Origin of the sequence: Nonomuraea sp. NPDC001636 (genome assembly GCF_040298265.1) — a bacterium.
GTDB lineage: Bacteria > Actinomycetota > Actinomycetes > Streptosporangiales > Streptosporangiaceae > Nonomuraea.
In genome coordinates, this window is the sequence record NZ_JBEOZT010000013.1 from 50308 (window position 1) to 76806 (window position 26499).

At 71.9% G+C, this 26499-nt stretch carries 24 protein-coding genes; 6 read left to right on the forward strand and 18 right to left on the reverse strand.

The window, feature by feature from the left end:
* Positions 1-21: 21 nt before the first annotated feature.
* Both ABT158_RS24145 and ABT158_RS24150 read right to left on the reverse strand, forming a co-directional pair.
* Positions 22-765, reverse strand: coding sequence for a crotonase/enoyl-CoA hydratase family protein (locus ABT158_RS24145; RefSeq protein ID WP_352356879.1), 744 nt, complete (start codon positions 763-765; stop codon positions 22-24).
* 35 nt (positions 766-800) lie between these two features.
* The gene (locus ABT158_RS24150; protein WP_352356881.1) at positions 801-2453 is read right to left on the reverse strand and encodes an acyl-CoA dehydrogenase family protein; all 1653 of its coding nucleotides are present in this window, start codon (positions 2451-2453) and stop codon (positions 801-803) included.
* A 31-nt stretch (positions 2454-2484) separates the two neighbouring features.
* On the opposite strand from ABT158_RS24150, the gene ABT158_RS24155 reads away from it, so the two are divergent.
* Positions 2485-3204, forward strand: coding sequence for a PaaX family transcriptional regulator C-terminal domain-containing protein (locus tag ABT158_RS24155; protein WP_352356883.1), 720 nt, complete (start codon positions 2485-2487; stop codon positions 3202-3204).
* Positions 3205-3215: 11 nt separating this feature from the next.
* Here ABT158_RS24155 and ABT158_RS24160 read toward each other — a convergent pair whose 3' ends face one another.
* From ABT158_RS24160 to ABT158_RS24170, 3 genes are all read right to left on the reverse strand, one after another.
* Positions 3216-4244, reverse strand: a complete 1029-nt coding sequence (locus tag ABT158_RS24160; RefSeq protein ID WP_352356885.1) for a hypothetical protein — start codon at positions 4242-4244, stop codon at positions 3216-3218.
* Positions 4245-4319: 75 nt separating this feature from the next.
* Entirely contained in the window at positions 4320-5717 is a 1398-nt protein-coding gene (locus ABT158_RS24165) for a glutamate-cysteine ligase family protein (RefSeq protein ID WP_352356887.1), read from the reverse strand.
* 35 nt (positions 5718-5752) lie between these two features.
* Positions 5753-5932, reverse strand: coding sequence for a Rossmann-fold NAD(P)-binding domain-containing protein (locus ABT158_RS24170; protein ID WP_352357206.1), 180 nt, complete (start codon positions 5930-5932; stop codon positions 5753-5755).
* 9 nt (positions 5933-5941) lie between these two features.
* On the opposite strand from ABT158_RS24170, the gene ABT158_RS24175 reads away from it, so the two are divergent.
* Both ABT158_RS24175 and ABT158_RS24180 read left to right on the forward strand, forming a co-directional pair.
* The gene (locus ABT158_RS24175; RefSeq protein WP_352357194.1) at positions 5942-6757 is read left to right on the forward strand and encodes a helix-turn-helix transcriptional regulator; all 816 of its coding nucleotides are present in this window, start codon (positions 5942-5944) and stop codon (positions 6755-6757) included.
* Position 6758: 1 nt separating this feature from the next.
* The gene (locus ABT158_RS24180; protein ID WP_352356889.1) at positions 6759-7796 is read left to right on the forward strand and encodes a zinc-dependent alcohol dehydrogenase family protein; all 1038 of its coding nucleotides are present in this window, start codon (positions 6759-6761) and stop codon (positions 7794-7796) included.
* A 28-nt stretch (positions 7797-7824) separates the two neighbouring features.
* Here the strand turns inward: ABT158_RS24180 and ABT158_RS24185 are convergent, their stop codons facing one another.
* Complete coding sequence (locus tag ABT158_RS24185) at positions 7825-8313, reverse strand: carboxymuconolactone decarboxylase family protein (RefSeq protein WP_352356891.1); 489 nt, start codon at positions 8311-8313, stop codon at positions 7825-7827.
* A 145-nt stretch (positions 8314-8458) separates the two neighbouring features.
* Between ABT158_RS24185 and ABT158_RS24190 the strand changes: the two genes are divergently transcribed.
* Positions 8459-9064 (forward strand): response regulator, encoded by a 606-nt coding sequence (locus ABT158_RS24190; protein WP_502911565.1) that lies wholly within the window; start codon positions 8459-8461, stop codon positions 9062-9064.
* A 45-nt stretch (positions 9065-9109) separates the two neighbouring features.
* On the opposite strand, the gene ABT158_RS24195 is transcribed toward ABT158_RS24190, so the two are convergent.
* The 6 genes from ABT158_RS24195 to ABT158_RS24220 form a co-directional block, all read right to left on the reverse strand.
* Complete coding sequence (locus ABT158_RS24195; protein ID WP_352356895.1) at positions 9110-11101, reverse strand: prolyl oligopeptidase family serine peptidase; 1992 nt, start codon at positions 11099-11101, stop codon at positions 9110-9112.
* On the reverse strand, positions 11098-12876 hold the full coding sequence (locus tag ABT158_RS24200) for an ATP-binding cassette domain-containing protein (protein WP_352356897.1): 1779 nt from the start codon (positions 12874-12876) through the stop codon (positions 11098-11100). The genes ABT158_RS24195 and ABT158_RS24200 overlap by 4 nt, the downstream gene beginning before the upstream one ends.
* Complete coding sequence (locus tag ABT158_RS24205) at positions 12873-14537, reverse strand: ABC transporter ATP-binding protein (RefSeq protein ID WP_352356899.1); 1665 nt, start codon at positions 14535-14537, stop codon at positions 12873-12875. The genes ABT158_RS24200 and ABT158_RS24205 overlap by 4 nt, the downstream gene beginning before the upstream one ends.
* Before the next feature lie 70 nt (positions 14538-14607).
* Positions 14608-14739: a SapB/AmfS family lanthipeptide gene (locus ABT158_RS24210; RefSeq protein WP_352327332.1), complete on the reverse strand. Its 132-nt coding sequence runs from the start codon at positions 14737-14739 to the stop codon at positions 14608-14610.
* Between the two features lie 3 nt (positions 14740-14742).
* Positions 14743-17298 (reverse strand): class III lanthionine synthetase LanKC, encoded by a 2556-nt coding sequence (lanKC, locus tag ABT158_RS24215; RefSeq protein WP_352356901.1) that lies wholly within the window; start codon positions 17296-17298, stop codon positions 14743-14745.
* A 127-nt stretch (positions 17299-17425) separates the two neighbouring features.
* A complete protein-coding gene (locus ABT158_RS24220) occupies positions 17426-18556 on the reverse strand; it encodes a sensor histidine kinase (protein ID WP_352356903.1) in 1131 nt (376 codons plus the stop codon).
* Positions 18557-18769: 213 nt separating this feature from the next.
* Here ABT158_RS24220 and ABT158_RS24225 point away from each other — a divergent pair, with 213 nt between their 5' ends.
* Entirely contained in the window at positions 18770-19354 is a 585-nt protein-coding gene (locus ABT158_RS24225; RefSeq protein WP_352356905.1) for an aldo/keto reductase, read from the forward strand.
* Between the two features lie 360 nt (positions 19355-19714).
* Here the strand turns inward: ABT158_RS24225 and ABT158_RS24230 are convergent, their stop codons facing one another.
* The 6 genes from ABT158_RS24230 to ABT158_RS24255 all read right to left on the reverse strand — a co-directional run bounded on the left by ABT158_RS24230 (position 19715) and on the right by ABT158_RS24255 (position 26024).
* Complete coding sequence (locus ABT158_RS24230) at positions 19715-20071, reverse strand: helix-turn-helix domain-containing protein (RefSeq protein WP_352356907.1); 357 nt, start codon at positions 20069-20071, stop codon at positions 19715-19717.
* 278 nt (positions 20072-20349) lie between these two features.
* Positions 20350-20589, reverse strand: a complete 240-nt coding sequence (locus ABT158_RS24235; protein ID WP_352356909.1) for a hypothetical protein — start codon at positions 20587-20589, stop codon at positions 20350-20352.
* 65 nt (positions 20590-20654) lie between these two features.
* Positions 20655-20813 (reverse strand): hypothetical protein, encoded by a 159-nt coding sequence (locus ABT158_RS24240; RefSeq protein WP_352356911.1) that lies wholly within the window; start codon positions 20811-20813, stop codon positions 20655-20657.
* Positions 20814-21052: 239 nt separating this feature from the next.
* On the reverse strand, positions 21053-22273 hold the full coding sequence (locus tag ABT158_RS24245; protein ID WP_352356913.1) for a helix-turn-helix domain-containing protein: 1221 nt from the start codon (positions 22271-22273) through the stop codon (positions 21053-21055).
* A gap of 188 nt (positions 22274-22461) precedes the next feature.
* Positions 22462-23862 (reverse strand): replication initiator, encoded by a 1401-nt coding sequence (locus ABT158_RS24250; RefSeq protein WP_352356915.1) that lies wholly within the window; start codon positions 23860-23862, stop codon positions 22462-22464.
* A gap of 632 nt (positions 23863-24494) precedes the next feature.
* Positions 24495-26024, reverse strand: a complete 1530-nt coding sequence (locus ABT158_RS24255; RefSeq protein ID WP_352356917.1) for a recombinase family protein — start codon at positions 26022-26024, stop codon at positions 24495-24497.
* A 10-nt stretch (positions 26025-26034) separates the two neighbouring features.
* Here ABT158_RS24255 and ABT158_RS24260 point away from each other — a divergent pair, with 10 nt between their 5' ends.
* Positions 26035-26466 (forward strand): aldo/keto reductase, encoded by a 432-nt coding sequence (locus tag ABT158_RS24260; RefSeq protein WP_352356919.1) that lies wholly within the window; start codon positions 26035-26037, stop codon positions 26464-26466.
* Positions 26467-26499 lie beyond the last annotated feature (33 nt).

Below are 26499 nucleotides of genomic sequence, written 5' to 3' on the forward strand. Positions count from 1 at the left end.
GCGACGCCCGCCGGTGCCGTGCTAGGCGGGGTCGCCGTGGCGGCCGGCGCCGGCGGCGAACCTGGCGGCGCCCTCCGCGGCGTCCGGCAGCGCGACCAGGCCGTGGCGCAGCTCGTTGCGCATGGCCTCGTCCTCGGGCAGGCCGTGCTGCTCCAGCAGCGACATGCGGTCGCCGCGCAGGCACGCCTGCGGGAACGCGGCGATCCGCGCGGCCAGCTCCTCGGCGTGCCGCCGGGCCGTGCCGGTGGGCACCAGGCGGTTGACCAGGCCCATGTCACGGGCCTCCGGGGCGCTCACCGCGCGCCCGGTGAGGATCATGTCCATGGCGCGGGAGGCGCCGACGAGCCGGGGCAGCCGCACCGTGCCGCCGTCGATCAGCGGCACGCCCCAGCGGCGGCAGAAGACGCCGAACACCGCGTCCTCCTCGGCCACCCGCAGGTCGCACCAGAGGGCCAGCTCCAGCCCGCCGGCCACGGCGTGCCCGGCGACGGCCGCGATCACCGGCTTGGACAGGCGCATCCTGGTGGGCCCCATGGGGCCGTCGCCGTCCTCGCCGACGTGGTTGTCCAGCGCCTTGAGGTCGGCCCCTGCGCAGAACGTGCCGCCCTCGCCCCACAACACCGCCACGGCCGCGTCGGAGCGCTCGAAGCCGGCGAACGCGTCCGTGAGCGCGTCGGCGGTCTTCCTGTCCACCGCGTTGCGCGCCTGCGGCCTGCTGATCACGACGGTGGTGACGGGCCCCTCGCGCTCGACGCGTACGGTCATGCGACCCTCCTCCGGGAAACCTGCCGAGCGTACCCTCAGGCGAGGGCCCCGGCCAGCAACGCGTCGAAGTGGTCGGCGGCGGGGGCGTCGATGCCGCGCAGCGGGCCGCGCTCGGCCAGGTGCGCCTCGGCGTACAGGCGGGCGACCAGGGCCTTGCGCCCGTCGTCGAGGCCCCAGCCGGCCTGGTCCTCCAGCAGGGCGGCGGCGTAGACGTCGGCCATGAACTGGGCCAGCGGGTAGAGGCGTTCCTCGGCGAGCGCCGGGTCGAGCCCGTGCCAGGCCGCGACGGCCTTGGACAGGTCGTCGATCCGCGCGTGCACCAGGTCGGAGGTGGCCAGGGCGCGCAGGCGGGCCAGGAACGGCACGTGGGCCTCCTCGCGGAGCATGGCGCGGCGCACGTCCAGGCACAGGATGTTGTCGCCGCCCTCCCAGATGGGGTTGACCTGGGCGTCGCGCAGCAGCCTGGCCACCGGCCACTGCTCGATGTAGCCGTTGCCGCCGTGCACCTCGATCGCGTCGCTGGCCGCCGTCAGGCCGAGCCGGGCGGCGCGCAGCTTGATCAGCGCGGGCCCGAGCCGCAGCCGGGGGCCGACCAGGCCGTCGAACACCATCGCCTGGGCCGCCTCGACCTCGACGATCAGCTCGGCCAGCTTGCGGCGCATCAGCGGCTGGTCGATGAGCGGGCGGCCGAACGCCTCGCGGGAGCGCGCGTAGCAGATCGACTCGACCAGGGCCCGCCTGGCCACGCCGACGCCCATCATGGCCACGCCCAGCCGGGAGGCGTTGGTGAGCTTCATCATCGTGCCGAGCCCGGAGCCGGAGCCCCGCCCGGCCAGCAGGAACGCCTCGGCGTCGGTGAACTCGACCTCGGCCGAGGCGACCGAGCGGGTGCCCAGCTTGTCCTTCAGCCGCCGGATGCGCACCCCGTTGCGCGAGCCGTCGCGCCGCTCCCACAACGCCAGGAACGGCGCCACCGACCCGTCCGGCGTGCGGGCGAGCACCACGAACGCCGAGCCGTTGGCGTTGGAGGCGAACCACTTGAACCCGGTCAGCCGCCACGCCTCCCCGTCGGGCTCGGCCCACGCCTCCAGGGCGGCCAGGTCGGAGCCGCCGGTGCGTTCGGTGAACATCTGGGCGGCCTCGCCGGAGTAGTAGCCGTCGGCGAAGATCTCCCGGACCCGGTCGCGCACGTCCGGCGGCGCGTGCTTCTCGGCCAGCGAGACCACCATGTCCCCGCCGGTGCCGAGTGCGCAGCCCATCCCGATGTCGGCCTGGTCGAGCAGGTACGTCCAGGCCGCCGCCAGCGCGGCCGGGTCCGCCCCGTTCGCCCGTGCCTCCTCGGCGAACGACGGCGAGGTGAAGTTGTCCTCCATGAGCGCCGCGCGCGCGGCCTGGAAGGACGGCGGCATGACGACCCGGCTGACGTCCCTGCCCCACTTGTCGTACTTCTCCAGGCGGGGCGGGTTGCGGTCGGTCTCCTCGGCGCATTCGGCGACCAGGCCGCCCATCAGTGCGCCGAGCCGTTCGAGGTGGGGCTCGGCCCAGGCGAAGCCGTCGCCGAGGTGGCGCCGCATGAGCAGGCGCAGCGTGGGGTCGCAGGTCCACCAGTTGCGCCCGGCCGCCCCCTGGTAGCGCTCGGTGGCGTAGCGGTCGCTGTGGTCGAAAGGTTCGATGAGATACCGGCCCATACTCGCGAGTGTTACATATAATCAACACGCGATGGAAGACCGTAACACCTCACTCAGCGCCCGGTCGGCGGTGCTGAGCGCACTGCTCGGCAGCCACCCGCCCCGCCTGCCCGCCCGCCACCTGGTGCGCATCGGCGCGCTGTTCGGCATCGCCGAGGGCACGGTCCGGGTGGCGCTGTCGCGCATGGTGGCGGCCGGCGACCTGACGCAGCAGGGCGGCCGCTACACGCTGTCCGAGCGGCTCGTCGAGCGCCAGGCCCGGCAGGACGAGAGCCGCGACCCGCACACCAGGCCGTGGGACGGCACGTGGGAGGTGGCGGTGGTCACCGCCGAGCGGCGCGCCCCGGCCGACCGGGCCGCCTTCCGGCACACGATGTCCGCGCTGCGCATGGGCGAGCTGCGCGAGGGCACCTGGCTGCGTCCGGCCAACCTGGTGCGCGAGTGGCCCGAGACCGTCACCGCGCAGTGCACGTTGATCGACGGCCGCCCGCACGGCGACCCCACCCCGCTGCTGTGGGACCTCGACGGCTGGGCGGCCGAGGCGGGCCGGCTGGAGCGGGCGCTCGACCGGGCCGACGGGCTGGCCGAGGGCTTCCTGGTCTCGGCCGCCGTGCTGCGCCACCTGCTGGCCGACCCGCTGCTGCCCGCCGAGCTGCTGCCCGCGAGCTGGCCGGGAGCCGCCCTGCGGGCCCGCTACGACGCCTTCGACCGCCGCTACCGCGAGGTCCTGCGCGCGCACATGGAGGGCTGAGCCCGCCTGGATCAGAGCTCGACGCCGAAGACGATGCGCTTGTTCCGGAACTCGGTGACGCTCCACACCTTGCCGCCGCGCACCGTCAGGTCCTCGGGCCCGATCGGGTAGGGCCTGGTCAGCAGCTTGTCGCCGCTGTGGACGAGCAGCTTGCCGTTGGTGGCGGCGTCGGCCGCCTGGCTCAGGTACCACTTGCCGCCCCACGAGACCGCGCCCTGGATCTTGGGGTGGCCCATGACGAAGGCGTCCTTGGGGGTGCCGTCGGTCAGCGGCAGGTTCCAGCGGGCGACCCACCCGCCGGGGTCGTTCTCCCGGTACTCGCCCGCCACCAGCGCGGGCGTGCCGCCGCTGCGGTCGACCGACAGGAACGAGAAGTGCGGCCCGCCGCGCGCGAGCTTCCAGCAGTCGGTCTGCGGGAGCAGGTACCGGTAGCCGAAGGCGTGGAACCTGCCGCCGGAGCGCCCGATGCGCGCGGGGTCGCCCAGGTCGGGCTGGGCGGTGCGCAGGTCGAGCAGGTTGCCCAGATCGAAGACGCGCAGGCCGTTGTAGGTGTCGGCGACGTAGAGCAGGTCGCCGTGGCAGGCCAGGCCGCCCGCGTGCACGTCGATCGGCCCGTACGAGCCGTCGGGCCTGGCCTCGACCAGCAGCGCGTGCTGGTACTTCAGGGTCCGGGGGCTCAGGAACGACACCCTGATCCCCCGCTCGCCCGCCGCCGGCTTGAAGTACCAGCTCACCAGCAGCACCGGCACGCCGATGGCGCCGGACTCCTCGCCGCAGGTCACGCCCTGCGGGTACCAGTCGACCGTGTCCTGGTCTTTCGCGTCGAAGGCGTACCAGTCCGCCGGCCTGGGCCGCATCGAGCCCAGCGCCGCCGTCGCGCCCTTGTGGACGGCGGTCCTGTTGGCGTGGGCCAGCAGGGCCTCGACCCCGGTCGCGCCGATCTCCCCGGCCAGCTTCGCCGCCCCCGTGGCCAGCGTCCCCGTGGCCCGCGTTAACGCGTAGGGCGCCTTGTCGGCCGGTACCATCCCCGTCGCCGCCATATCTGCCTCACTCCGTCCGTCTCTCGGAGTAGTTTGACGGACGCGCGACGGCATTTGTTGGCGTTCAGTCCCAGTTCAGTCCCACAGGTGCACCGGCAGGCCCGACAGGGCCAGCTCGCGGTAGCGGCGCACGAGCCGTTCCCGGTCGCCGCCGAAGCGCGCCAGCGCCTCGCGCTGCCAGACCGCGCCGGTGCGCCGCAGCCGGGTGCGCTGGGCGATGACGTCCAGCGCGGTGTCGGCGTCGTGCGGGGTCACCCCGGCCGCCAGCAGCGCCGCCCGCGCCTCGGGCAGCAGCCTGAGCACCAGGTCGGCGGCCTCGAATTCGCCGTCCAGCCCCGGCCAGGTCAGCTTGGCCTCCAGCCCGTCCTGGGCGGCGCGGTAGAAGTTCTGGTACGCCTCGGCGAACCGGTAGCCGGTCAGGTCCCGCTCGGCCTGCGACAACGTCAGCCCCAGCAGGAACGCCGTGTTCGCGGTCATGTCCGCGCACGAGGGCCCGGCGGGTAGCGCGCGCATCTCGACCCGCAGGTGGCCGCCGTCGGCCGGGTCGTAGACGGGCCGGTTCCACTGCCAGATCGTGCCCTGGTGCAGCCGCAGCTCGGGCACCTCGTGCGGCGCGGCGTCGTCGGACAGGTCGGGCACGATCGGCTCGTAGTCCTGGACGTACCGCTCGAACAGCTCGTGCGCGCCCTCCCGCACCCAGTCCGAGCCGAACGTGACCCGCCCGTCCCGGCGCCCGCGCCGCTCCACGTCGCGGTCGTCGGCCGCCTCCTCCATCAGCGCGATCCGCGTCTCCGCCCACAACTGCCTGCCCAGGAAGAACGGCGAGTTGCCGCACGCGGCCAGCACCGGCCCGATGGCGAGCTGGGCGGCGTTGAACAGCCGGGCGAAGCGGTCGGGCGGGGTGCGGATGTGCACCTGCCAGGAGGTGTTGGCGCTTTCCAGGATCACGTCCTCCACCGACAGCTCCAGGTCCTCGATCTTGACGAGGAACGGTTCCAGCCGCAGCCGCCTGATGCCCCTGCTCATGGCCCGGTAGCGGTTCTGGTCGCTCATCGCGCCGATGGTGAAGTCCTCGGCGGCCAGCGTGGGCAGGATGCCGATCGGCAGCGCGCCGCCGTCCTCCACGGCGGCGTCCACCTTGGTCACGGTCTCCTGGATCTCGGCCCCCATACGCTCGAAGGGCGCGCCGGCCAGGGGCATCGGGGTGAGGTTGACCTCGATGTTGAAGCGGCCCAGTTCGAGCACGACGCGCGGGTCGTCGAGCTTGTCCCGCACCTCGTCGTTGCGCGGCAGCGGCCGTCCTTGCCCGTCAATGAGGAACAGCTCCAGTTCGGCCCCGATGGTGGCCGGCCCCTGGCCGAAGCCAGGGGTTTCGAGCAGCTCGCGAAGAGTGCCGAGCTGCTCCCGGATGCGTTCTCCGAAGCGCGCGTACTCCGCCTCGGAGAACCGCTCTTTGTCCAGATCTCGTCCCATCGCCCCCTTCTGTCCAGTACGCAAGTGTCCACACCTCACCAGCCGATCGGTCCCGCGTCCTCCAGGTAGGCGCCGGTCGGGCCGTCTGCGTCCAGGGTGGCCAGCCGTACGGCGATGGCCGCGCCCTGCTCGGCGGTGCGGAAGCCGGTGTGGGCGTTGAGGTCGGTGGCGCAGTAGCCCGGGTTGGCGGCGTTCACCTTGACGGAGGTGCCCATCAGCGCGAACTGGCCGGCTTCCTGCGCAGCAGGCGCGCCCGCGTCACCCCGTCCGACGTGGGCCTGCCCGGCGGCGGACGCCGTCGCACGCCCGGCCTGCGCCGCCAGGAGGTGGCCCAGCTCGCCGGAATGTCGATCGACTACTACATCCGGCTGGAGCAGGGCCGGGGCCCGCACCCGTCGCGGCAGGTGCTCGGCGCTCTCGGCCGGGCGCTCATGCTGGACCAGGACGAGCGCGCCCACCTGTTCCGGCTGGCCGGCCAGGTGCTGGAGACGCCCCGGATCAGGGAGGACGTGCCCGCGGGCATCCTGCACCTGCTCGCCTTCCTGGAGGACGTCCCCGCCTACGTCCTGGACGCCCGCTACGACCTGCGCGCCTGGAACCCCCTCGCCGGCCTGCTCATGGGCGACCTGGACTCCCTGCCGCCCGACGGGCGCAACGTGATCCGCTGGGTGTTCAGGTCGCCCGGCATCGCCGAGCACCTGTCGGACGAGGAGAAGAGCCGCTTCGCCCGCGCCTCGGTCGCCGACCTGCGGGTGGCCGCCGGCCGCTACCCCGACGACCGGGCGCTGCAGGCGCTGGTGGCCGAGATGCTGGCGCTCAGCCCCGAGTTCGCCGAGCTGTGGGCCCGGCACGAGGTGGAGGTGCGCAGGGAGCAGCGCAAACAGGTCACCCATCCGGTCGTCGGCACGATCGACGCCGTCTGCCAGGTGCTCCCGGTGCCCGACCGCGACGACCTGCGGCTGGTGCTCTACACCACCGAACCCGGCTCGCCCTCCCACCGGGCCTTGCGCGACCTGCGGCGACTCACTCTAAGCTCATGAGATGCGAGCGGTTGCCTTTGACGTCTTCGGCGGGGAGCTCGACGTGCGCGAGCTGCCCGATCCCACCCCCGCGCCCGGCGGGGCGGTGATCCGGGTCGAGGCGACCGGGCTGTGCCGCTCCGACTGGCACGGCTGGCAGGGGCACGACCCCGACATCAAGGTCCTCCCCCACGTGCCCGGCCACGAGCTGGCGGGCGTGATCGAGGCCGTGGGCCCCGACGTGCGCGGCTGGCTCCCGGGGGCGCGGGTGACCGTGCCGTTCATCTGCGCCTGCGGCACCTGCGCGGCCTGCGCCACGGGCGAGCAGCAGGTGTGCGAGCGGCAGACCCAGCCGGGCTTCACCCACTGGGGCTCCTTCGCCGAGTACGTCGCCGTCGACCACGCCGACGTCAACCTCGTCCCGATCCCCGAGGAGATGGCCTACGCCACCGCCGCCGGGCTCGGCTGCCGCTTCGCCACCGCCTTCCGGGCGGTCGTCCAGGTGGGCGAGGTGCGTCCGGGAGAGTGGGTGGCGGTGCACGGCTGCGGCGGGGTCGGGCTGTCGGCCGTGATGATCGCGGTGGCGTCCGGGGCGCGGGTGGTGGCCGTGGACATCAGCGCCGACGCGCTGGAACTGGCCGAGTTGGCCGGGGCCACGCACTTCGTCAACGGCTCGGCCGGCGACGCGGCGGCCCAGGTCAGGGAGCTGACCAGGGGCGGCGCGCACGTCTCGCTCGACGCGCTGGGCAGCCCCCGCACGTGCGCGGCCTCGGTCGAGAGCCTGCGCAGGCAGGGGCGGCACGTCCAGGTCGGCCTGCTGCCGGGCGGCCCGACGCCGGTGCCGATGGACCGCGTGATCGGCCACGAGCTGCGGCTGCTGGGCAGCCACGGCATGGCCGCGCACGCCTACCCGCCCATGCTGGAGCTGATCAGGGCCGGGATCCTGCACCCCGACCAGCTCGTCACCCGGACGATCGGCCTGGCCGACGCGGGCAAGGCGCTGGCCTCGATCGGCTCGGTCCCGGGCGTGACGATGATCCTGCCGCGGGCGGGCGCGTGAGGGCCGCGTACGGACGAGTGAGGGGAGCTCACTCCTCCAGCTGCACGCCGAACGTCCTGAGCACCAGCGCCAGCATGGCGTAGTGCGCGACGAGGACGACCAGCTCGATCCTGCGCACCTCGTCGTAGCGGTCGCACAGGGCCGCCCAGGTGGCGTCGGTGAGGTCGCCCGCGTAGTGGAGGTCGTCGGCCACCTGTAACACCAGGCGGTCCTCGACCGGCCAGAGGGCGTCGAGCTGGCGGACCGACTCGATCTCGACGTCGGTCAGGCCGACCTCGCGGGCGATGCGGGCGTGATGGACCCATTCGTAGGCGCTGCGGCTGTGGAAGGCGGTGCGCAGGATGGCCAGCTCGCGGTCGCGGGCCGGCAGCGTGCCGTTGAGCAGCGCGCCGCCGAAGCGCAGCCAGCCCTGGTAGAGCGCGGGGTGCCGGCCCAGCGTCGTGAACACGTTCTGGGGGTTCGCCTGCTGAAAGTCGTCCCATTCCGCGGGAGGCAGGGGCTTCACTCGAGGCTTCATGGCCATGAGCATTCCCCAAATGAGCGTTCACTTGTCCGGCGGCGGCTTTACCGTCACTTAGGAGGACTTTCCACAGTGCGGGCTTTACGTCAGGATTGAGTGGCCCGCAGACGTTGCAAGCCTGGTCGACCGCAAGGACCCCATGGTGATTCGAACGTTGCTCGCTGAGGACATGAACCTGGTACGAGGGGCGCTCGTGGCGCTGCTGGCCTACGAGGAGGACATCGAGGTCGTCGCCGAGGTCGAGCGGGGCGACCGCATCCTGGCCGCCGCCCAGTCGTGCCGTCCGGACGTGGCGGTGCTCGACATCGCCCTGCCGGGCATGGACGGGCTCGCCGCCGCCGGCGAACTGCACGACAAGCTGCCCGGCTGCGGCGTGCTGATCCTGACCGGCGTCGGCACCCCAGGGCTGCTGAAGCAGGCGCTGGAGGTGCACGTACGGGGGTTCATGGCCAAGGACGCGCCGCCGGAGCGGCTGGCCGACGCCATCCGCCGGGTCGCCGACGGCGAGCGGGTCATCGACTCGGAGCTGGCCATCGCGGCCATGCGCCCGCCGGAGCCGCCGCTCACCCCCCGCGAGCTGGACGTGATCGGCGCGGCGGCCGACGGCGCCTCCATCGGGGAGATCGCCGCGTCGCTGTTCCTGGCCGAGGGAACGGTCCGGAACTACCTGTGCCGGACGACGTCCAAGCTGGGCGCGCGCAGCCGCATCGACGCCATCCGCATCGCCCGCGAGTCCGGCTGGATCTGACCTCCCTCCGCCACCCCCGCACGCCCCCGCCCGCCCCCCGCCCGCTCAGGGACGGGTGTGGGCGGCCAGGAAGGCCAGGACGTCGGCGGCGAGCGCGATGGACCGGCTGACGGCGCGGGCGCCGTGGCCGACGTCGCGCTCGTGGCGCAGCAGGACGGGACGCAGTCCGTCCCGCTGGGCCCGCTGGGCCCACTGCATGGCCGCGCACATCTTGCGGGCGTGCATCGGGTCCACCCGGGTGTCGGCGGCCGAGACCGTGAACAGCGTCGCCGGGTACTCGGCGTCCGGCCGGACGTGGTGGTAGGGCGAGTAGGCCATCAGCCAGGCCAGGTGGTCGGGGTCGGCGGGGTCGCCGTACTCGCCGGTCCAGGACGGGCCGAGGCCGCTGAGGTGGTAGCGGGCCATGTCCAGCAGCCCGGCCGAGCAGACGGCGGCGGCGAACAGGTCGGGGCGCTGGGTGAGGGCCGCGCCGACGAGCAGGCCGCCGTTCGACTCGCCCCAGATGCCGAGCTGCTCCGGGGTCGTCCAGCCGTCGGCGACCAGTTTCTCGGCCGCGGCGACGAAGTCGTCGAAGACGTTCTGCTTGCGTTCCAGCATGCCGTCGCGGTGCCAGGACTCGCCCTCCTCGCCGCCGCCGCGCAGGTTGGCGATGGCCAGCACGCCGCCCGACTCCACCCAGGCCAGCGAGTCGGCCGCGTAGCCGGGCATGAGGGGGATGCCGAAGCCGCCGTACCCGTTGAGTATCGCCGGGCGGGGGCCCGAGCCGGAGGACAGCGCGACCACGACCATGCGCACGGGGGTGCCGTCGGCCGAGGTGTACTCGACGTGGTGGCTCCGCACGTCGGGCAGCGCGACCCGGCCGGGCGGGGCGGCCCACAGGGTGGCGGCGCCGGTGCGGGCGTCGTAGCGCCAGATCTCGGCGGGGGTGACGGCGTCGGTGTAGGTGAACCAGGCCTCGTGGCCGCCCTCGGGCCGGGAGCTGAGCGAGGCGATCGAGCCGCTGCCGGGCAGGGGCACCTCGCCCAGCCGCTCCCCCGTCCTGGCGTCGTGCACGGCGATCTCGCCGATCGCGTGGCGGGTCCTGGAGACCAGCAGGCGGTCGCCGTCCAGGAGGGTGAACGCGCCGAGCACCGCCCGCGGGTCCTCGGGGACCAGCTCGCGCCACACCTCGGGCTCGGCCGGGTCGGCCACGCACAGCCGGCGCCGGGGGGCGTTGCGGTCGGTGAGCAGGTACAGGCGGCCGTCGGAGGCCACCGCGCCCGCCGTGCGCACGTGCGTCCCCTCCTGGACGACCCGCAGCCGCGGCCGGGCCGGGTCGCCGCCGGCCAGGTCCGCCAGCCAGAGCGAGTTGCCGGCCGTGCCGCCCGCGGAGATCGTCAGCCAGCGGCCGTCCGCGCTGAGCTGCACGCCGTACGAGACCGGGCCGCCGGTCAGGACGGGCACGTCGTCGGGGACGCCGAGCCGGTGCAGGTGCACGCCCTCGTGGAAGCGCACGTAGTAGAAGCCCTCGCCGCCGGGCAGCCAGGCGACCGGCGAGTAGCGGCAGCCGCCGATGGGGCCGTCCACGAGCTTGCCGGTGTCGACCTCCTCGACGTACAGGTCGGCCTTCTCGTCGCCGCTGCGCGAGATCTGGTAGGCGACCAGGCGGCCCTGCGGGTCGGGCTGCCAGTCGTCCAGGGTGGTCAGGCCGGTGGGGTCGCGGTCGGCCGGGTTCAGGAAGGGCCGGTCGTCGCAGTACAGGACCGGGTGCTCCTGGCAGCCGGTCTGCCGCAGGTGGAAGCGCCGGCCGCCGCGCCACACGGGCGGGGTGACCAGGCCGGTGACGCTCAGCTCGGTGAGCCTGGCCAGGAAGCGCTCGCGGTCCGGCAGGCGCGCGGCGGCCTCCCGCCACAGCTGCTCCTGCGCGGCCAGCCACTCCGCGGTCCGCGGGTCGAGAGGGTCCTCCAGCCAGCGGTACGGGTCGGGGATGTCGCGCCCGTGGAGGCGGTCGGTGACCGGTTGACGTTCGGCGGGCGGGTACTCGTCTGCAAATGTCATGACACGGGCTCCGGTTGCCAGTGGCCGGCCAGGTCGGCGTACAGGGGCGAGACCCGGATCAGCTCGTCGTGCGTGCCGATCGTGATCCGGGGTCCGTCCATGAGCAGGACGCGGCGGGCGCGCAGCGCGGAGGTGAGGCGGTGCGCGACCACGACGAGCGTGCCGCCCCTGGCCGCGAAGGCGTTCTCGGCCAGGGCTTCGGCGGCGGGGTCCAGGTGACAGGTGGCCTCGTCCAGGATGACCAGCGGGGCGTCGGTCAGGTGGGCGCGGACGAGGGCGAGGAGCTGGCGCTGCCCGGCCGACAGCGCCGCCGGGTCCAGCGTGGCGTCGTACCCGCCCAGGCTCTCGACCAGGTCGGTGGCGCCCAGGGCGGCCACGGCCTCGTCCAGGCGGCCGGACCCGGGCGCGAGGTAGGCGAGGTTGTCGCGCAGCGTGCCGCGGAAGACGTACGCCTCCTGGGGGATGAGCACGCGGGCGGCGGGGTCGGCGCGGTCGGCGGGCACGCCGCCGACCAGCACCTCCCCCTCGCCGGGCCGCAGGATGCCGCTGAGCAGGGCGGCGAGCGTCGACTTGCCCGCGCCGCTCGGGCCGACGACGGCCAGGTGGTCGCCCTCGGGGACGGTCAGGTCCAGGCGGTCCAGGACCGGCGCCGAGTGCGGGCCGTAGGCGAAGGTGACCGCCCGCAGCGTGACCTCGCCGCCGGACAGACGGACCTTGGGCGGGGACGGCGGCCGGGCCGGCGCGGCGGCGGCGATCCGGCGCAGCGTGGCCACCAGCCGCACGCCGCTCACCCCGAGCCCTTGGACGAGCCCGCCGAGCGCGGGGGCCAGCGACTGGGTGACGTAGGCCAGCGCGCCGACGATCACGCCGGGCCGGGCGCCGCCGTCGAGCAGCCAGGGCGTGCCGGCGAGCAGCAGGACGACGGGCAGCCAGCCGCCGACGGCCAGCGCGGCGGTGCGCACCGAGGTCACCCCGGCCAGGGCGCGGGCGGCGTCGCGCTGCACGCCGACCTGGCGGGCCAGCCGCTCGTCCTCGCGGTCCTGCAGGCCGCACGCCTCGATGTCGCGCAGCCCGGCGGCCGTCGCGGTCATCGACCGGGCCAGCTCCTCGTCGGCCAGCAGGAACGCGCGCTGCCGCCGGGCCAGCGCGGGCAGCGAGGCCAGGAAGAACGCCAGCCCGGCCGCGAACGGCGGCAGCACCAGCACGAGCGTGCCCGGCGCCAGCGTCAGCAGCCCCAGCACCACGCTGACCAGCGTGAACGCGAACCCCCTGACCGTGGTGACGACGGCGGCGAAGGCGTCCCTGGCCAGCTCGACCTGGAGCCCGGCCCGCGCGGTGGCCGCGCTGTCGGGCCGCTCGTCGAGCGGGCGGCGCAGCGCTCCCTGCACCACCCGCGTCAGGAGGTCGTCGCGGAACGGCTCGGCGACGGCGGCCACGGCCAGCACGACCTGGCGGGCGCCGGCGGCCGAGACCAGCCACGCCAGGCCGAGCGCCGCCAGCCAGGCCAGCCCGGTCAGCGGCCGGGCGCGGGCGAAGCCGTCCTCGATGGCGCGGGCGACGGCGTGCCCGACCAGGAAGGCGGGCGCGGCCTCGAGCACCGACCAGAGCAGGATGGCGACCAGCCGCCGCGGATCGCGCATGAGCGCCCGCCGGAACCCGGCCGGCGCGCCGGCGACCGCGGGAACGCCGGGAGCCGCGGGAACGCCGGAGGCTTCGGGAACACCGGGAGCCGCGGGGACGCCGGAGGCTTCGGGAACACCGGGGGCGGAGGTCATGGGCGGGCCTCCTGGAAGACGGCCCGGTAGGCGGGGTCGCGCCACAGCACGTCGTGGGGTCCGGCGGCGCGCACCCGGCCCTCCTCCAGCCAGACGACCTGGTCGGCGCGGGCGGCGGTGGCCAGCCGGTGGGCGGTGATCAGGCGGGTGCGGCCCCTGGGGTCGCCGGTGAGCGCCCGGCTGACCTCGCGTTCGGTGACGGTGTCCAGGCTGGAGGTGGCGTCGTCGAGCACCAGCAGCCGATCTCCGCGCGCGAACGCCCTGGCCAGGCCGAGCCGCTGCCGTTCGCCGCCGGACATGGGCGTCTCGGCCAGCGGCGTGTCGTAACCGGCGGGCAGCCGGCGGACGAATCCGTCGGCGCGCGCCGCCAGGGCGGCCTCCCGTCCCGCCTGGGAGCCGGGGACGGCGCTGATCGCCTCGCCGACGGTGTCGCCGACCAGCACCGGCCGCTCGAAGGCGTAGCCGATGGCCGAGCGCAGGCCGTCGCGGGTCAGCTCGCGCAGCGGGACGCCGTCGAGCAGCACGTCCCCGCGTTCGGGGTCGGCCAGGCGGCCGGCGAGCGCGGCCAGCAGGGACTTGCCGGAGCCCGACCGTCCCACCACGGCGGTGACCGTGCCGCCGGGGATCGTCAGGTCGCCCACGGTGAGCCCGTCGGCGGCGACGTCGCGGAACTCGACCGTCCCGGGGCCGGGCGGCAGCGCGCGCGTGCCGTGGCGGACCGGGGGCAGGGCGAGGACGTCGGCGACGCGGGCGGCGGCGGCCCGCGCCCTGGCCAGGCCGCCGACGTGACCGAGCGAGGTGCTGAGCGCGGCGCCGAGGGCGGCGTAGCGGGCGGCGGCGTACAGGTCGCCGACGGTGAGCCGCCCGGCGGCCAGCATGAGCCCCCCGGCGGCCAGCACGGCGACCTCCAGCAGCGGGATCATCAGCCCCGCCCGGACCCCGGCGGAGGCGTTCGCGCGCCACAGGGCCAGGCCGTGCGCGCGCAGCCGCGGCAGGGGCGCGAGCACGCGCCGGGCCTCCTGGTCGGCGGTCCCGGCGGCGGCGATGGTGCGGGCGCCGTCGAGGGCGTCCACGAGGCGGCCCGCGATCTCGCCCTGGACCTCCTGGTAGCCGCCGGAGATGACGGTCGTGGCGCGCAGGAAGGCCCGCAGGACGAACACGATGACGACGATGCCCGCCGCGAGGGTGAGGGTCAGCAGCGGATGGATGAGGGTGAGCGCGACCAGGGCGCCGACGGTCGGCACCAGCAGGGCCAGGGCGCCGGTGACCGTCTCGGGGGCCCGTCCGGCCTCCTCGGCGTTCAGCCCGGCCCGGGTGACGAGGTCGCCCTCGGGGAAACGGCGGGTGGCGGCCCGGCCGACGCCGAGCACGTGCCGCAGCACGCCGAGCCGCAGCCGGGCGGCCGCGTACGCGCTGCTCGCCCCTCTGGCCCAGCCGCCGAGGCTCTCGCAGAGCACCACCACGGCGACCACGCCCGCGCACAGCGCCAGGGCGGTGGCGGCCGCCGGCGAGCGGGCGAGGAGCAGGTCGAGCGTGCGGCCGACGAGGAACGGGACGGCCAGCTCACCGGCCGCGCCGGCGACGGCGGTGACCGCCAGCACGGCGGGCCACGGGCCGCAGCGCCGTACGGCGTCCGTCACCAGGCGGTCTCCCGGTCCCACCGGCCGGCCTCCTTCGGACTCGGGAGGTCCCCGCGCCACCACGAAACGGCGCGGGGACCCCTGTCAGCTATCAGTGGCAGAGAGCGACACTGAGGTTGCTCGGGTGACCCGAGTGACACGTGAGAGCAGTGAGCGAGCTGCCGCCGCTGGCCACGTCGCTGGCCGCGGGAGCCTCCAGACCCTGCAGGTCGAGAAGAACCATGTTCTACACCTCCTTCCGCGGTTGATCAGGCGCAGGCCGCTCCGGTGCGGCCTCCAGGAACGGCAGGCGTGCCGGCTGGTCTCCCAGCACCGCCCCGAGGGCGAACAGCACGCCGGCCGTACCGGTCGCGAAATCCATGGACAGGCGCAACAGCCCGTCGCCGGGGAAGGCCAGGCCGCCGCCGCACGGCATGGCGTGCCAGCGCAACCCCTTGATCAGCTCGCGGGCCGCCGGATCCCCGGCGAGTGCCGCGATGATGCCCGCGCGGCCGGTGAACAGCCCCGGCTGGACGAAGAACCCGGCGCGGGCGACCAGCTTGAGCCGGTCCAGCTCGGCGGCGAGCTCGTCGTCGTCGCGGTGCGCGAGAAAGCGTGCGAGCACCATGGCGATGCCCACGGAGCCCTCGTCCAGGTAGGGCAGCATCCGCCAGCCCTGGTTCACCTGGAGGGAGCCGTCCTCCGAGGCCCGGCAGCGCCGCAGGTCCTGCCTGAGCGCGATCTCGGCCAGGTCGAGCAGCGCCCGGTCGCCGGTGTGCTCGTAGGCGTGCAGGAAGAGCAGGGCGGAGCCGGACGAGCCGTACATGAGGCCGGCTCTGGGATTGTCGCCGCCGCTGATCTCGGGCACGTCCTCGGGGCCGCCGAGGCGGTCGGCGCAGATGTCCACCGCGCGCATGGCGTGCCCGGTCAGGGCGGGCTCGGTCCGGCCGAGGCGCAGGAGGTTCAGCCCGATGCCGGGCAGGCCGGAGAACAGGGCCGTCTCCAGGCGGTCCCACTGCTCGCGCAGGGCGATGTCGACGACGTCGAGCGCGTCCTGGCGGTGTCCGAGCCGGTCGAGGACGTGGGCGATGCCGTGCAGGCCGTCGTACAGGCCGATGCCGGAGCCGGCGGCCGGGCGCAGGGCGCGCTCGCGCAGCCAGGTCTCGTACTCGGGGAAGGGCCCGAGGCCGGTGGCCGACAGGGCGAGCAGCACGCCGGCCGCGCCGGTCGCCACGTTGAGGCCGCCGCCGGGCTTGAACTGGGCGACGTCGCCGGGGAAGAGGCGGTCGTCGCGCCCGGGGGTCGCGCTGGCCCGGATGGCCCGGCACATCGCCTCCCGCAGCTCGGCCCAGGTGGCCGTCCCCGGCGGCGGCACGGGGGTCTCCACGGCCTGGTCACCCGCGATGGTCGCGGCGGCGGCGTCCATGAAGGCGCCGGGGACGGGGAAGGTCTCCTTGACGATCCGCGCGAGCTGGACGATCTTCGGCCGGTGGATCGGCAGCATGATCGTGCACTGCGGGGCGAACAGGGCGAAGCGCAGGCAGGCCAGCGCGTACCGGTCGACCTCGACGCCGTGGCGGTCGCGCGGGGCGGCGAAGGCGGGATGGGCCAGCGCGGCCCTGGCCCGGTCCGCGGCCAGGGTGGCGACCTCGTAGTCGATGAGCACGACCCGGCCGTCCTGGGTGAGCAGGATGTTGTCGGGGTGCAGGTCGCCGAAGACGACGCCGCGTCCGTGCAGCGACTCGACGGCCTCCTCGACGCTCTGCAGGGTCGTGGTGGCCCAGGCGGTGTAGTCGGCGAGGTCCTGCTCGTCGCAGGTGGCGCTGGTCAGCGGGAAGCGGCGCACCAGCCGCCGCTGGAGCGGGGTGCCGTCCACGAACTCCTGGACGAGGAAGTGGTGGCCGCCGATGGTGAAGTAGTCGCGCAGCTCGGGGGCGGCGGGCAGGCCGGCCAGGCGGCGCAGCATGTCGCGCTCGTGTTCGAGCCTGGCCACCGCGTCCCGGCCGGCCACGTCGAGGCCGGCGTGCGGCCTGCCCTCCTTGAGCACCACCCGTTCGTCGGTACGGGTGTCGCGGGCCAGGTAGACGCCGCCGCCGTTGGAGAAGTGCAGCACGCTCTCGATCCGGTACGGCAGCCCCTCCATGGTCACCGCGTTGCGCGCGGCCAGGTGGGGTTCGAGGAACTCGGGCAGCGTCGTCCAGGGCGGCACCGAGAACGTCGCGCCGCGCACGTCGGGGATCAGCTTGCCGTCGCCGTCCTCGACGGCCAGCACCCGCTCCCCGGACGGGGACAGGCAGTGCCGCTCGGCGAACCCGCCGTACCGGACGAACATCGGCCCGTCGCCGTAGCGCAGGTCGCTCAGGATGTACGGCCCCTCGACGCCGCGCAGCAGCTCGTCGAGCTCCTTGAGGACGAGTTCGAGCTGCCCCTCGTCCCGGGGGTAGATGGTGACCAGCTTGCCGCTGGAGGCCCGGGAGGCGGCCTTGGAGTTGACCATGACCAGCACCGCCGGGCCGCGCAGGAACTTGAAGGCGACCCCGCGGGGCACGCAGTAGTCCCACACGGTGTCGACGACCCTCTCGGCGTCCTCGACGCGGGCCGACACGTGGATCTTCCAGCCCTGGGTCGGCAGGGGCGCCTCGCCGGTGGGCATGTAGTACGCCCAGGTGTCGCTGAGGTCGTGGGCCCAGCCGTCGGGGACAGGCCGGCGCAGCTGGGCGAAGTCGACGTCCGCCGCCGTGCTGTGGTCGGGAGTGTCGTAGAAACACTGGTCCACAAGGCAGTAGAGCTCGTACTTGTCCATTTGGCGCGGCCCTCCGAGGCGGTGTGCTCAGAGCTTGCCGCACCCGCGCCGGGCCGGACTAGTAACACGCAACATAAGCCATATATGGCTATGGAATGCGCTTTGATGCGTTTTTCACAAATGGTAATTATCTGTGCGGGGCATAAACGCTGAACGAGAATTCCCCGTCGCGCGACGTGGACGCCTCCAGCCAGCCGCCCAGCGCCGAGACCCGTTCGGCCAGGTTGAGCAGGCCCTGACCGGCGTCTCCCGGCCGGCGCGGCGGGCGCACGCCGTCGTTCCTGATCGACAGGCGGACCACATTGTCGCGTTCCATGAGCTGGATCCAGCACTGCCCGGCCTCGGCGTGCCGCAGCACGTTCGTCACCCCCTCGCGCAGTGCGTGCGTGAGGGCCTCCTCCACGTCGGGGTGCAGGTCACGGCAGGCCACCCTGATCTGGCAGCGCACCCGCGCCGACTCCAGCAGCGCCCGCGCCGAGCCCAGCTCGGCCGCCAGCGAGGAGCTGCGCAGCCGGCCGTGCGCGACGGCCCGGACGTCGGCCGACAGGTCCCGCAGCAGTGCGAGCGTCTCGCCCACCTCCTGCCGGGCCTTCTCGTCCCCCTCGGCCACCAGGCGCTGGACGAGCTGCGCCTTCAGCGTCAGGACGGTCAGCCGGTGCCCGACCAGGTCGTGCAGGTCACGGGTGAAGCGGCGGCGCTCCAGCGTCACGGCCTGGCGCATGACGTCGGTACGGGCCCCGGACAGCCTTCGCACCCGGGCCAGCAGGCTCAGCAGCGCGAACTCCACGACGCCGATCAAGGGGGTGACCAGCGCCCACACCGGCTCGATCCGCCAGGAGCCCGGCGCGGCCAGCAGCACCGGCCCGCACGACAGCGCCAGCGCCACCAGCACGAGCGACCTGATCCGGGACGCGACCACGAGCAGCGCGCCGGCCAGCAGCCCGCACACCGGCGTCCAGGCCGGCCCGAGCACCCCGAGCGGCACGTACGTCAGCCACGCCTGGACGGCCACCAGCCACCACGAGCCGGCGCGCCGCACGGGCTCCTCCAGGACGAACCTGACGTGCAGCGTGAGCAGGACGGCCAGCGCCACCGACCCCTCCACCACCAGCCCCGCCCCGGCCAGCCCGGCCTGCACCGGGATCACCAGCCCGACGCCGCCGGCCACCAGGCCGAGCCCGCCGGCCCAGCCGGGCGACGTCAGGACGTGCGCCTTGGAACGTAATCGAGGCGCCGGGCCACGGTGTGTGGCGTCCACCTCACCCCCGGTGTGCGGTTGACGTGACGGGACAGTACGCGTGGCGAGTGCGCTCACCGTTCCCTCGTTCCTCTAATCGACCTGACACGGCGACCTTGTGTAAAGACCGAGGCCGCTTCCGGACACGCTGACTTCCCACCCCACAAGAGGTTAGGCAGTTCATATCAGTCATAGGGTGTCGGTATGGATTACATGCGACTTGGCACCACGGGTATGAAAGTTTCTCGCATCTGTTTGGGGATGATGAGCTACGGCGATCCGGCCCGCCAGGAATGGGCGTTGCCGGAGGAACAGGCCGAGCCGATCATCCGGCGGGCCGCCGACGCGGGCGTGACCTTCTTCGACACCGCCGACATCTACAGCCGCGGCCAGAGCGAGGTCGTCACCGGCGCCGTGCTGCGCCGGATCTTCCCCCGCCGCGAGGACTACGTGCTGGCCACCAAGGTCTACTTCCCGATGGGCAGGGGCGCCAACGACGGCGGGCTGTCGCGCAAGCACATCCTCGCGGCCGTCGACGCCTCGCTCGCCCGGCTCGGCACCGACTACGTGGACCTGTACCAGATCCACCGGTGGGACGACGAGACGCCCATCGAGGAGACCATGGAGGCGCTGCACGAGGTGGTCAGGTCGGGCCGGGCCCGCTACATCGGCGCGTCCACGATGTGGGCCTGGCAGTTCGCCAAGGCCCAGCACGTCGCCGAGGCCAACGGCTGGACGCGGTTCGTGTCGATGCAGAACCACTACAACAAGCACTTCACTTCATGCAGCATGAGGGGCAGGCTCGCTCTAGCTGCTTGATCAAGCTTCGTCAATCGTCTGAGCTGCACCTTTGCCGCTACCGAGCCGAGCGCGTGAGTCCATTCCTGATCGGCAAGGGCCTCGACGGCGACAACTTTCTCTACAGGTTCAAGGCGTCGGCGCTGCGCGCCGCCGCGCGGGCGGCAGGACGGCCGCCCTCCCCGCCGGGCGTGCGGCCTGGGGGCCGGTCCCGGCGGGAGCGGCCAAGCCGCCCGCAGTCAGGCGTAAGGCCGAGACGCCCTACTTCGGATCTCCCTCACGATCGCCAGAACCGGGCTGACCTGCGGTCCGGGCCGGGGGCGATCGACGGTCCAGGACTTCGTTCCTCAGCCCTGGCCCACCGCACCACCTGTCGATCTGCTAGTGAATCTCTGAGCGGGTGATCTCTAGCATCGTCCACTCGTCGAACGAGAGCTTGTAGACGGAGGAAAGCGCCTCCAGGCTTTGGGCGCTCGGAACGGCCAGCGCACGCTCGATGTCGTTGATCGTCGCTTGAGCGATCCCCGCCTGGGCGCCGGCCTCTTTCTGCGAAAGGCCGATCTTCTCGCGCGCGTCACGAAGCTGCGCGGCCAGCCTTCCTTCAGGACCCACTGGGAGCTTGGACGGCCTAGAGGTTGCCGACTGTGACTTCTTGTTCGTCTCGGAGGCCACCGGCGATGAGTTCAGAAAGGCCGCGACTCCGCCGGACAGCAACCCGAGGACAAGCAACAACAGCACCAGTGAGAGCACACCAGACCAGCCGGCGTCGGAACCGGCGGCAGGTGCGGGAGCGGCAGCGGCGGAACCGCGTCGCGTGTGGGCTCTAACCCGAACGATCTTGCCGCTCCTGAGACGCCGCAAGTGGGACCGGACGGAAACCATGGTGCGAGAGTAAGTGGCGTCTCCGACATTTCTCGCAGGGAACCGCAAGGGGTAAGTAAGGTACATCTACCTGGAGAGCCGCACCTTACTTTACAGAGAGCATCGTGCATGTTATGGAGCGCCCTCTAAGGCGATTAGGGCACACCTGGATGATGCGATCGCCCTTCCAGGTCGCGTTTCCTGAGCCCTGACTCGCCGTACGGCCGGGAAAGCTCGGTGAGGTCATCCCAGTGGATCATCCAGCGTCTTATCCCCTGCGGCAGATCAGGCTTCGGCCCGTCGAGTCGGACGAGGGCGAAGCGGCCGTCACGCATGACGCAAATCACTACGCCCGTGCGACCGGTCATCAGCGATCCGAACACCCGTGTCGTCATCGGACTGTGCTCCATGCTGGAGATCACGACGCGGCATCCCGGCATCCGCCACAAGCTTCGGCCATTCACGCCGTCCTCAGACCTTGGGCGAGCTCAGGCGCGACGTCCGCCTCACGCATGAGCTGGCGCAGTTCTGTGGTCCCCTCGGCGTCCAGGACGAGCGGGGACGGGGAAGGCCAGGCGGCGATGGCGTAGAAACGCCGGGTGTACGGCCCGTAGAACACGACCCACCTGGGTTCTGAGCGGTCCAGTTCCCACGCGGCGTGCCTCTGGTCGGAATCCCAGCTCCGGGATCTCTTCGGCGGCTGGCCATCACTTCGGTTCGTGTCGCCGGTTGACGTCGTACGCCGTTTCACCCGTCCTCCAAGGTCGTCGTGGCTCTCGCACCACGGCGACCGTAGAAACAGGGAAGGGGGTCAGTGTGCACGACCTGTGCACACTGACCCCCTTGACAAGCTGACGTCTATACGCCCATGCGCTCCGCCAGCAGGCGCAACGAGTCCGGAGGCTTCCGGTAATGGCGCTGGAGTTGCCGGACGGTCTCCCTGGCCGAGGGGTGGAACCGGGTCATCTGCGGAGCGACGCGTTCGGCGTGCAGGATTCGATTGAGGGATCTGTCATGGTCGCTGCCCCACAGGTGGACGCGAGACATGTCGAGATCGTGATGCGCCCGGCGTTCACCGCCGACGCCCTTCGGCCCCAGATCCATTTCGCGATCCAGCTTGATCGCTTCGTCGGCGTCCCCCAGTTCGACGGCGACCGCGCAACCGTGGATGGCGGCGTTCTGGGGGTTCATCTCCAGTCCGTAGGGGTCGCGGTGGTCCCGAGGATTGATCCGGGCCGCAGCGTCCGTAGCCGTGCCGTGGTGGTCCCAGGCGTCCGACGCCTTACCTGCTCTTGCGGCAGCGATGGCGGCGCTGAGATGCAGGGAACCGAAGACCTCGGTGGAGGCCGGGTTACTCTGGTCGATCTTGCCGGCCGTCTTCTTGATCATGTTGAGGGAGACGTCCCACGCCCCGAGCGTCATGAGCAACCTCGCCCTGCCGAGCGAGACGAGGCTGGGAAGGTGCTCGTCGTCGGCGTGCTGCGCGGAGACGGAGGTTCGCTCGACGATGACCTGAGCGAGATCGTTGTAGCCCAGGCGGCGCGCCAGCGACCCGGCCAAGGCTTGGGCGCGGTTGAGCATGCGCCATGCCCGCGCCGCGTCCGTCTCCATGGCGTGGACGGCCAGCTCCTCCAGGACGGCGGGCAGGCGAGCGCCGAGACGGACATGCGAAGCGGCCTTCTGGAGCCTCCGCAACTCGGTTATCTCGCTCCGCAACTCGTCCAGCGTCCGAGGAGGCGCGTCGAGCTCGGGAGCGATATCCACATACGCCAAGGCCATACGAATTGCCGGAATGGTCGCGTGTACGGCATCGCTGTTCTTGTCGTTGCCCCGATATGGCTGGCCGTTGATCTCCGCCGGATCTACGGCGCATGCTCTCGCGACGGCGGCGACCAGAGAGGGAGTGGCGGGCTTCGCGCCCGTCTCCACTTTGGCGAGCAGGCTGCGGGAGACGTTCGCCCGCATGGCCAGGCCTTCTTGCGTGAATCCACGCAGATTCCGCGCCCTGGCTATTCGGATGCCCGTGTGTTCGCTGCGAGGAGTGGCCGCCGGTTCGGGATTCCAGTCAAATTCGGGCATATTTCTGCCTCTTTTCGGTTGCGCGACTTCTCCACGATAAACCGTTTGCCCAGCCCGAAGGGGCAGCTCTCCGGCACCATCCCGCAGGGCCCGTTCAACGCCTAGATCCACAAGTCGCCACTCGCCTGAGCATGTTTGCTAGATACCCGCTCACATTCAGCCGCAGACTTTGGCCTCTAGATGCGCACTCAATGCCCTTGGGAGCCTCTAGAGCGGCCTCTAGGTCTAGAGATCGCCGCTTCTAGACCTGGACCGTCAACGGCCCTCCCTTGTGCGATTCGACGGGCCGTGGCGATGCGGTTGTGAGCGACCGCAGCCCAGAAAGCCTCACCGTGGCGGTGGCCGCTTCCGGCATACCGCCAATCGGCCACTGTCACGGTCTCCGCCGGATCGAAGGCCGGGACGTTCGCGATCAGTCGCGCTTGTTCGGCACGGAAGTCCGCCCGTGCCTGCCGGAGGTCTCGCAGTGTGATCGAGTAGTGGCGCGACTTGGTGGAGAAGTGGCCCCGGTAACCGAGCATGTGAGCCCATTGCCGCAATGGCACCTCTCTACATGCGGGCATGTCAGCGAGAGTGAAGCAGGTGTAGATCATGCGGCGCGCGTGCTCGGTCACGTTCAGGCCCGCGATCTGCCACGCGTACCGGATCGGACGATCAACCGTCCCGGCCGACTCGGCTCCCTTGGTCGTGTACTTGGCCAGGTACGCCGCGACACGCTGATCGCTCAGCCCGCCCAGTTCCGACGAGACGTAGACCGGTCGCACGTCGAGCTGATCACCCCATCGGACAGGGGACGACGGTCGGTCCTCCATCTGGACCGCGACTTGTCCTGCGGTCCGGCGGATGGCCCGGTCGAGCAGGTCCAGCGCGACGTGGTCCGGCGGGCGGTCGGCGGGGCCGTCCGGTCCGTCAAGTCTGACCACCGCATGGAAGTGGACCAGGCCGCGCGCCTGGTACTCGGCGACCTTGGCGTAGGAGAGGCGGGCCGTCCGGCGCAGTTCCTTCCGGGTGAGGCCGAGCAGGCGGGCGAGGACGCTCGGCATGGTTCTGGTGAACTCCCGCCAGAGTGCTCCCGCGTGCGCGTTCCAGAGGACGGCTCCGACGTAGTCGTAGCAGTCCACGCACAACGGCTGCCCGACCTGGGAGTCGTTGCGCTCATGCCGCACCCCGCAACCTTTCGGTCGTCCATGCACACAGACAGGGCGGTCCCGTCGTGGACGACAGGGCAGAGTGCGGCCGGCCTTCTGGCGGTGGGCATGGACCGCACCGAAGGACGGCGCAGTGAAGGTGACGAACGCGCGGGGATGAAGGCCGACCTCCTCGGGGACGCCTTTGCCGCCACGCAGACCGGTGATGATCAGGTGGTACGTGTCGTCCTTGTAGACCGCCGAACAGGCCGGACATCTGGACGCGCGCCGGTTTCCGCACGCGGTCAGCAGGAAGCCGGTGGGCTCGTCGGTGGTCCGGTACACGTCGAGCACCTCACCCGTCCGGCTGTCCAGCGTGTACCTCTCGCCGTGCAGCCGGATCGGTTGGGCACAGCCACCCGTGGCGTAGACCATGCGTTGCCAGCGGGCGAAGTCGGGCATGGCCGCACGCTGGACGGCGGCCAGCATGTCGGATGACAGGGATGGGAGGTCACTCACGCGGCGTCTCTCCCCGTCACATGAGGCCCGGCCGCGTCTTCGGCGACCTCCAGATGGAAGACGGCAGCGACGCGCCGCCACTTGTCGGGATGCCACCGGGGAGACTCGGCGGCCTTGCGCTTGCCCCACTCCTGGGCTTGTGCGAACAAAGGTGTCAGGGGGACTCCTCTCCTCGGAGGGAAGCCACCGCCCACGAGCACGGTTCAGGTCGGAGCGAGAGTTATTTGGAGTGTTTTCTGTTTTTGCGCGACTTCTTATATACCGGATGGCATTATGCGGATTGCCCGCTTTGTCATGCCTGCGCTGGTCGCGTTCCGGTCCTCGCCGTCCTTGCCGTCGGTCGTGTTCGGTGACCGTCTGTGGCACCAGTAGTACCACTCGTACAACGAGTTCATGCAGGCCAGGGGTTCCACACGGGAACGCAAGAATGTGTCACAAGACGTCCGATGGCGTCCGCCAGAGTCCACAGGCGTCCAGCTATGTGCAGCCATTCCTCTACAAAAGAAAGGGGACCGTAGCCTGAAAGTAAGGACGGTCCCCATTCGCGAACAGAAAGACGTCTCGGACGTCCCTAATCAGTTTTCCCGCCAAATAGGGTCAAGCTTGTCCGGATCGAACTTCTTGTTTCCCTTGCCGGCGGGGTACATGATCACGGCGTGCAGCGCCTCGCGGATGTACGTGCGTTTCGTCGAGATCGGCAGGCCGCCCTCGTCCTCAAGCAGGTACCACCGCTTCCGGATCTTCTCGACGTCGGTCGCCTTTCGTGACTGCCGGAGCTGGGCGGACGCGTCGTGCTTGGTCTTCTCCGTGCGATAGTCGGCGATCTCCTTCTCCAAGCCGGGCGCGAGCGAGAAGAACAGCTCGTTGCCGATCGCCTTCGCCTGCCACTGCCTGGTCAGCTCGTCCAGGCGGTTGATGGAGTCCTGGAGCAGTTCCTCCTTGTCCCACTCCCCACTGTCCGACGCGTCGACCAGCGCGCCCTCTTCGAGCTTCGCCAGGACCGCCTCGGAGACGAAGAGGTCCACCAGGTCGCCGCGCCTGGAGACGCCCCCGCAACCTCCCTCGGCCTTGCTCAGGCACGTGTACACGTGGTGAGGTGCGTCCTTGCCCCGGTTGACCCTCAGGGGCGTGTTGCAGAGGTTGCCGTCCGGCAGCGTGTTGCCACAGCGCAGGATGCCCGAAAGGAGATAGGTCGGGTCCCGGTAGTCGGCGGGATGCCGCCTTCCGATCTTCCCGTCCCTCCCGATGAAGTGCCCCTTGCGGGCGCCGAACACAGCCCGGATCGCGTTCCACTCGTCGCCGGTGATGATCGGAGCCCACTGGCCTTGCACGGGTTCGCCGCTCGCGTCCCGGACGAGTTCCCCGTCCAGCTCGCGCCAGCCACAGATACGCGGATTCAGTAGCGCGACCTTCAAGGACCGCACGCTCCAGTCGTTACCGAGCGAGGTCCTGATGCCCTTGTCCTGCCACTCCCTGACGACCGAGTGCAGGGAGCGCCCAGTGAGAAAGTCGGCCGCCGCCTGCCGCAGGAGATCGGCCTCGACCTTGTCGAGGGTCAGCCGGTCGAGCTTCCAACCGAAGGGGCGTGGCCCGCCTGACGGCCTGCCCTCCTCTGCCCGAGCCCGATGGGAGCGGCGCATACGGCGCTGCATCTTGCGGACCTCCATCTTGGAGATGACGGCCCCGAACAGGCCCATGCTCTCCACGTCCTCGCAGTACAGGTTCTTGGTGCCCCGGGCGTCGGCGAACACGCGCCCGTCCTGGTGCGTGAACGCCTCCACGAAGCGTTCGTAGTCCCCCGGACGGCGGGTCAGCCGATCGTCGGCGAGAACCACGATGCCCGAGACCGGTTTCCCGTCGGGGAGCTTGCCCGCTTTCAGTGCCTTCAGCATGGCCTCGAAGTCGCCGCGCACGACGTCCGCCTTCGCCGCCGACTTGTCGTTGTCGGTGAACTCGTGGACGACCGTCCATCCGTACCTCGCGGCGGTCTCGGAGTTGACCTTGTGCTGGTCCCGTACCCCGTGTTCGTCACCCTTGCAGTCGGCCGAGATGCGAGCGTAGGAGACGACAGGGATGGGGGGTGCTGTCTGGCTCATGGGCAACATCCTGCATGAAATGCAGAGCTGTAACCTGCTCTACCGCGAGGAGGAGCGCGAGATGCTGCCCCTCTGCGCCGACCAGGGCGTGGGCGTGATCCCGTGGAGCCCGCTCGCGCGCGGCGTGCTGGCCAGGGCGGGCGCGGCCGGCCCGGCGGCCTCCGCGACCGCCAGGACCGGCTCCGACGCGCGCATCGACTTCCTGTACGACCCCGACAACGACCGGCGCATCCTCGACCGGGTCGCCCAGCTCGCCGCCGAGCGGGAGCTGCCGCCGGCCCAGATCGCCCTGGCCTGGCTGCTGCACCAGCCGGGCGTCACCGCGCCGATCGTCGGGGCCACCAAGGACGGTCACGTGGACGACGCCGTGGCGGCCGTCGGGGTGGAGCTGTCGGACAAGGAGCTGGCGTTCCTGGCCGAGCCGTACCGGCCGCGGGAGGTCAAGTTCTGAGCAGCGGGATTGTCGGCCGGAGATCCTAAGGTA

What these genes read in the sequence shown, in the direction of transcription:
- ABT158_RS24145 (WP_352356879.1), bottom strand. Translation starts at nt 765, where the DNA reads ATGACCGTACGCGTCGAGCGCGAGGGGCCCGTCACCACCGTCGTGATC.
- ABT158_RS24150 (WP_352356881.1), bottom strand. Translation starts at nt 2,453, where the DNA reads ATGGGCCGGTATCTCATCGAACCTTTCGACCACAGCGACCGCTACGCC.
- ABT158_RS24155 (WP_352356883.1), top strand. Translation starts at nt 2,485, where the DNA reads ATGGAAGACCGTAACACCTCACTCAGCGCCCGGTCGGCGGTGCTGAGC.
- ABT158_RS24160 (WP_352356885.1), bottom strand. Translation starts at nt 4,244, where the DNA reads ATGGCGGCGACGGGGATGGTACCGGCCGACAAGGCGCCCTACGCGTTA.
- ABT158_RS24165 (WP_352356887.1), bottom strand. Translation starts at nt 5,717, where the DNA reads ATGGGACGAGATCTGGACAAAGAGCGGTTCTCCGAGGCGGAGTACGCG.
- ABT158_RS24170 (WP_352357206.1), bottom strand. Translation starts at nt 5,932, where the DNA reads ATGGGCACCTCCGTCAAGGTGAACGCCGCCAACCCGGGCTACTGCGCC.
- ABT158_RS24180 (WP_352356889.1), top strand. Translation starts at nt 6,759, where the DNA reads ATGCGAGCGGTTGCCTTTGACGTCTTCGGCGGGGAGCTCGACGTGCGC.
- ABT158_RS24185 (WP_352356891.1), bottom strand. Translation starts at nt 8,313, where the DNA reads ATGAAGCCTCGAGTGAAGCCCCTGCCTCCCGCGGAATGGGACGACTTT.
- ABT158_RS24195 (WP_352356895.1), bottom strand. Translation starts at nt 11,101, where the DNA reads ATGACATTTGCAGACGAGTACCCGCCCGCCGAACGTCAACCGGTCACC.
- ABT158_RS24200 (WP_352356897.1), bottom strand. Translation starts at nt 12,876, where the DNA reads ATGACCTCCGCCCCCGGTGTTCCCGAAGCCTCCGGCGTCCCCGCGGCT.
- ABT158_RS24210 (WP_352327332.1), bottom strand. Translation starts at nt 14,739, where the DNA reads ATGGTTCTTCTCGACCTGCAGGGTCTGGAGGCTCCCGCGGCCAGCGAC.
- lanKC (WP_352356901.1), bottom strand. Translation starts at nt 17,298, where the DNA reads ATGGACAAGTACGAGCTCTACTGCCTTGTGGACCAGTGTTTCTACGAC.
- ABT158_RS24225 (WP_352356905.1), top strand. Translation starts at nt 18,770, where the DNA reads ATGAAAGTTTCTCGCATCTGTTTGGGGATGATGAGCTACGGCGATCCG.
- ABT158_RS24235 (WP_352356909.1), bottom strand. Translation starts at nt 20,589, where the DNA reads ATGACGACACGGGTGTTCGGATCGCTGATGACCGGTCGCACGGGCGTA.
- ABT158_RS24245 (WP_352356913.1), bottom strand. Translation starts at nt 22,273, where the DNA reads ATGCCCGAATTTGACTGGAATCCCGAACCGGCGGCCACTCCTCGCAGC.
- ABT158_RS24250 (WP_352356915.1), bottom strand. Translation starts at nt 23,862, where the DNA reads ATGCCCGACTTCGCCCGCTGGCAACGCATGGTCTACGCCACGGGTGGC.
- ABT158_RS24255 (WP_352356917.1), bottom strand. Translation starts at nt 26,024, where the DNA reads ATGTTGCCCATGAGCCAGACAGCACCCCCCATCCCTGTCGTCTCCTAC.
- ABT158_RS24260 (WP_352356919.1), top strand. Translation starts at nt 26,035, where the DNA reads ATGCAGAGCTGTAACCTGCTCTACCGCGAGGAGGAGCGCGAGATGCTG.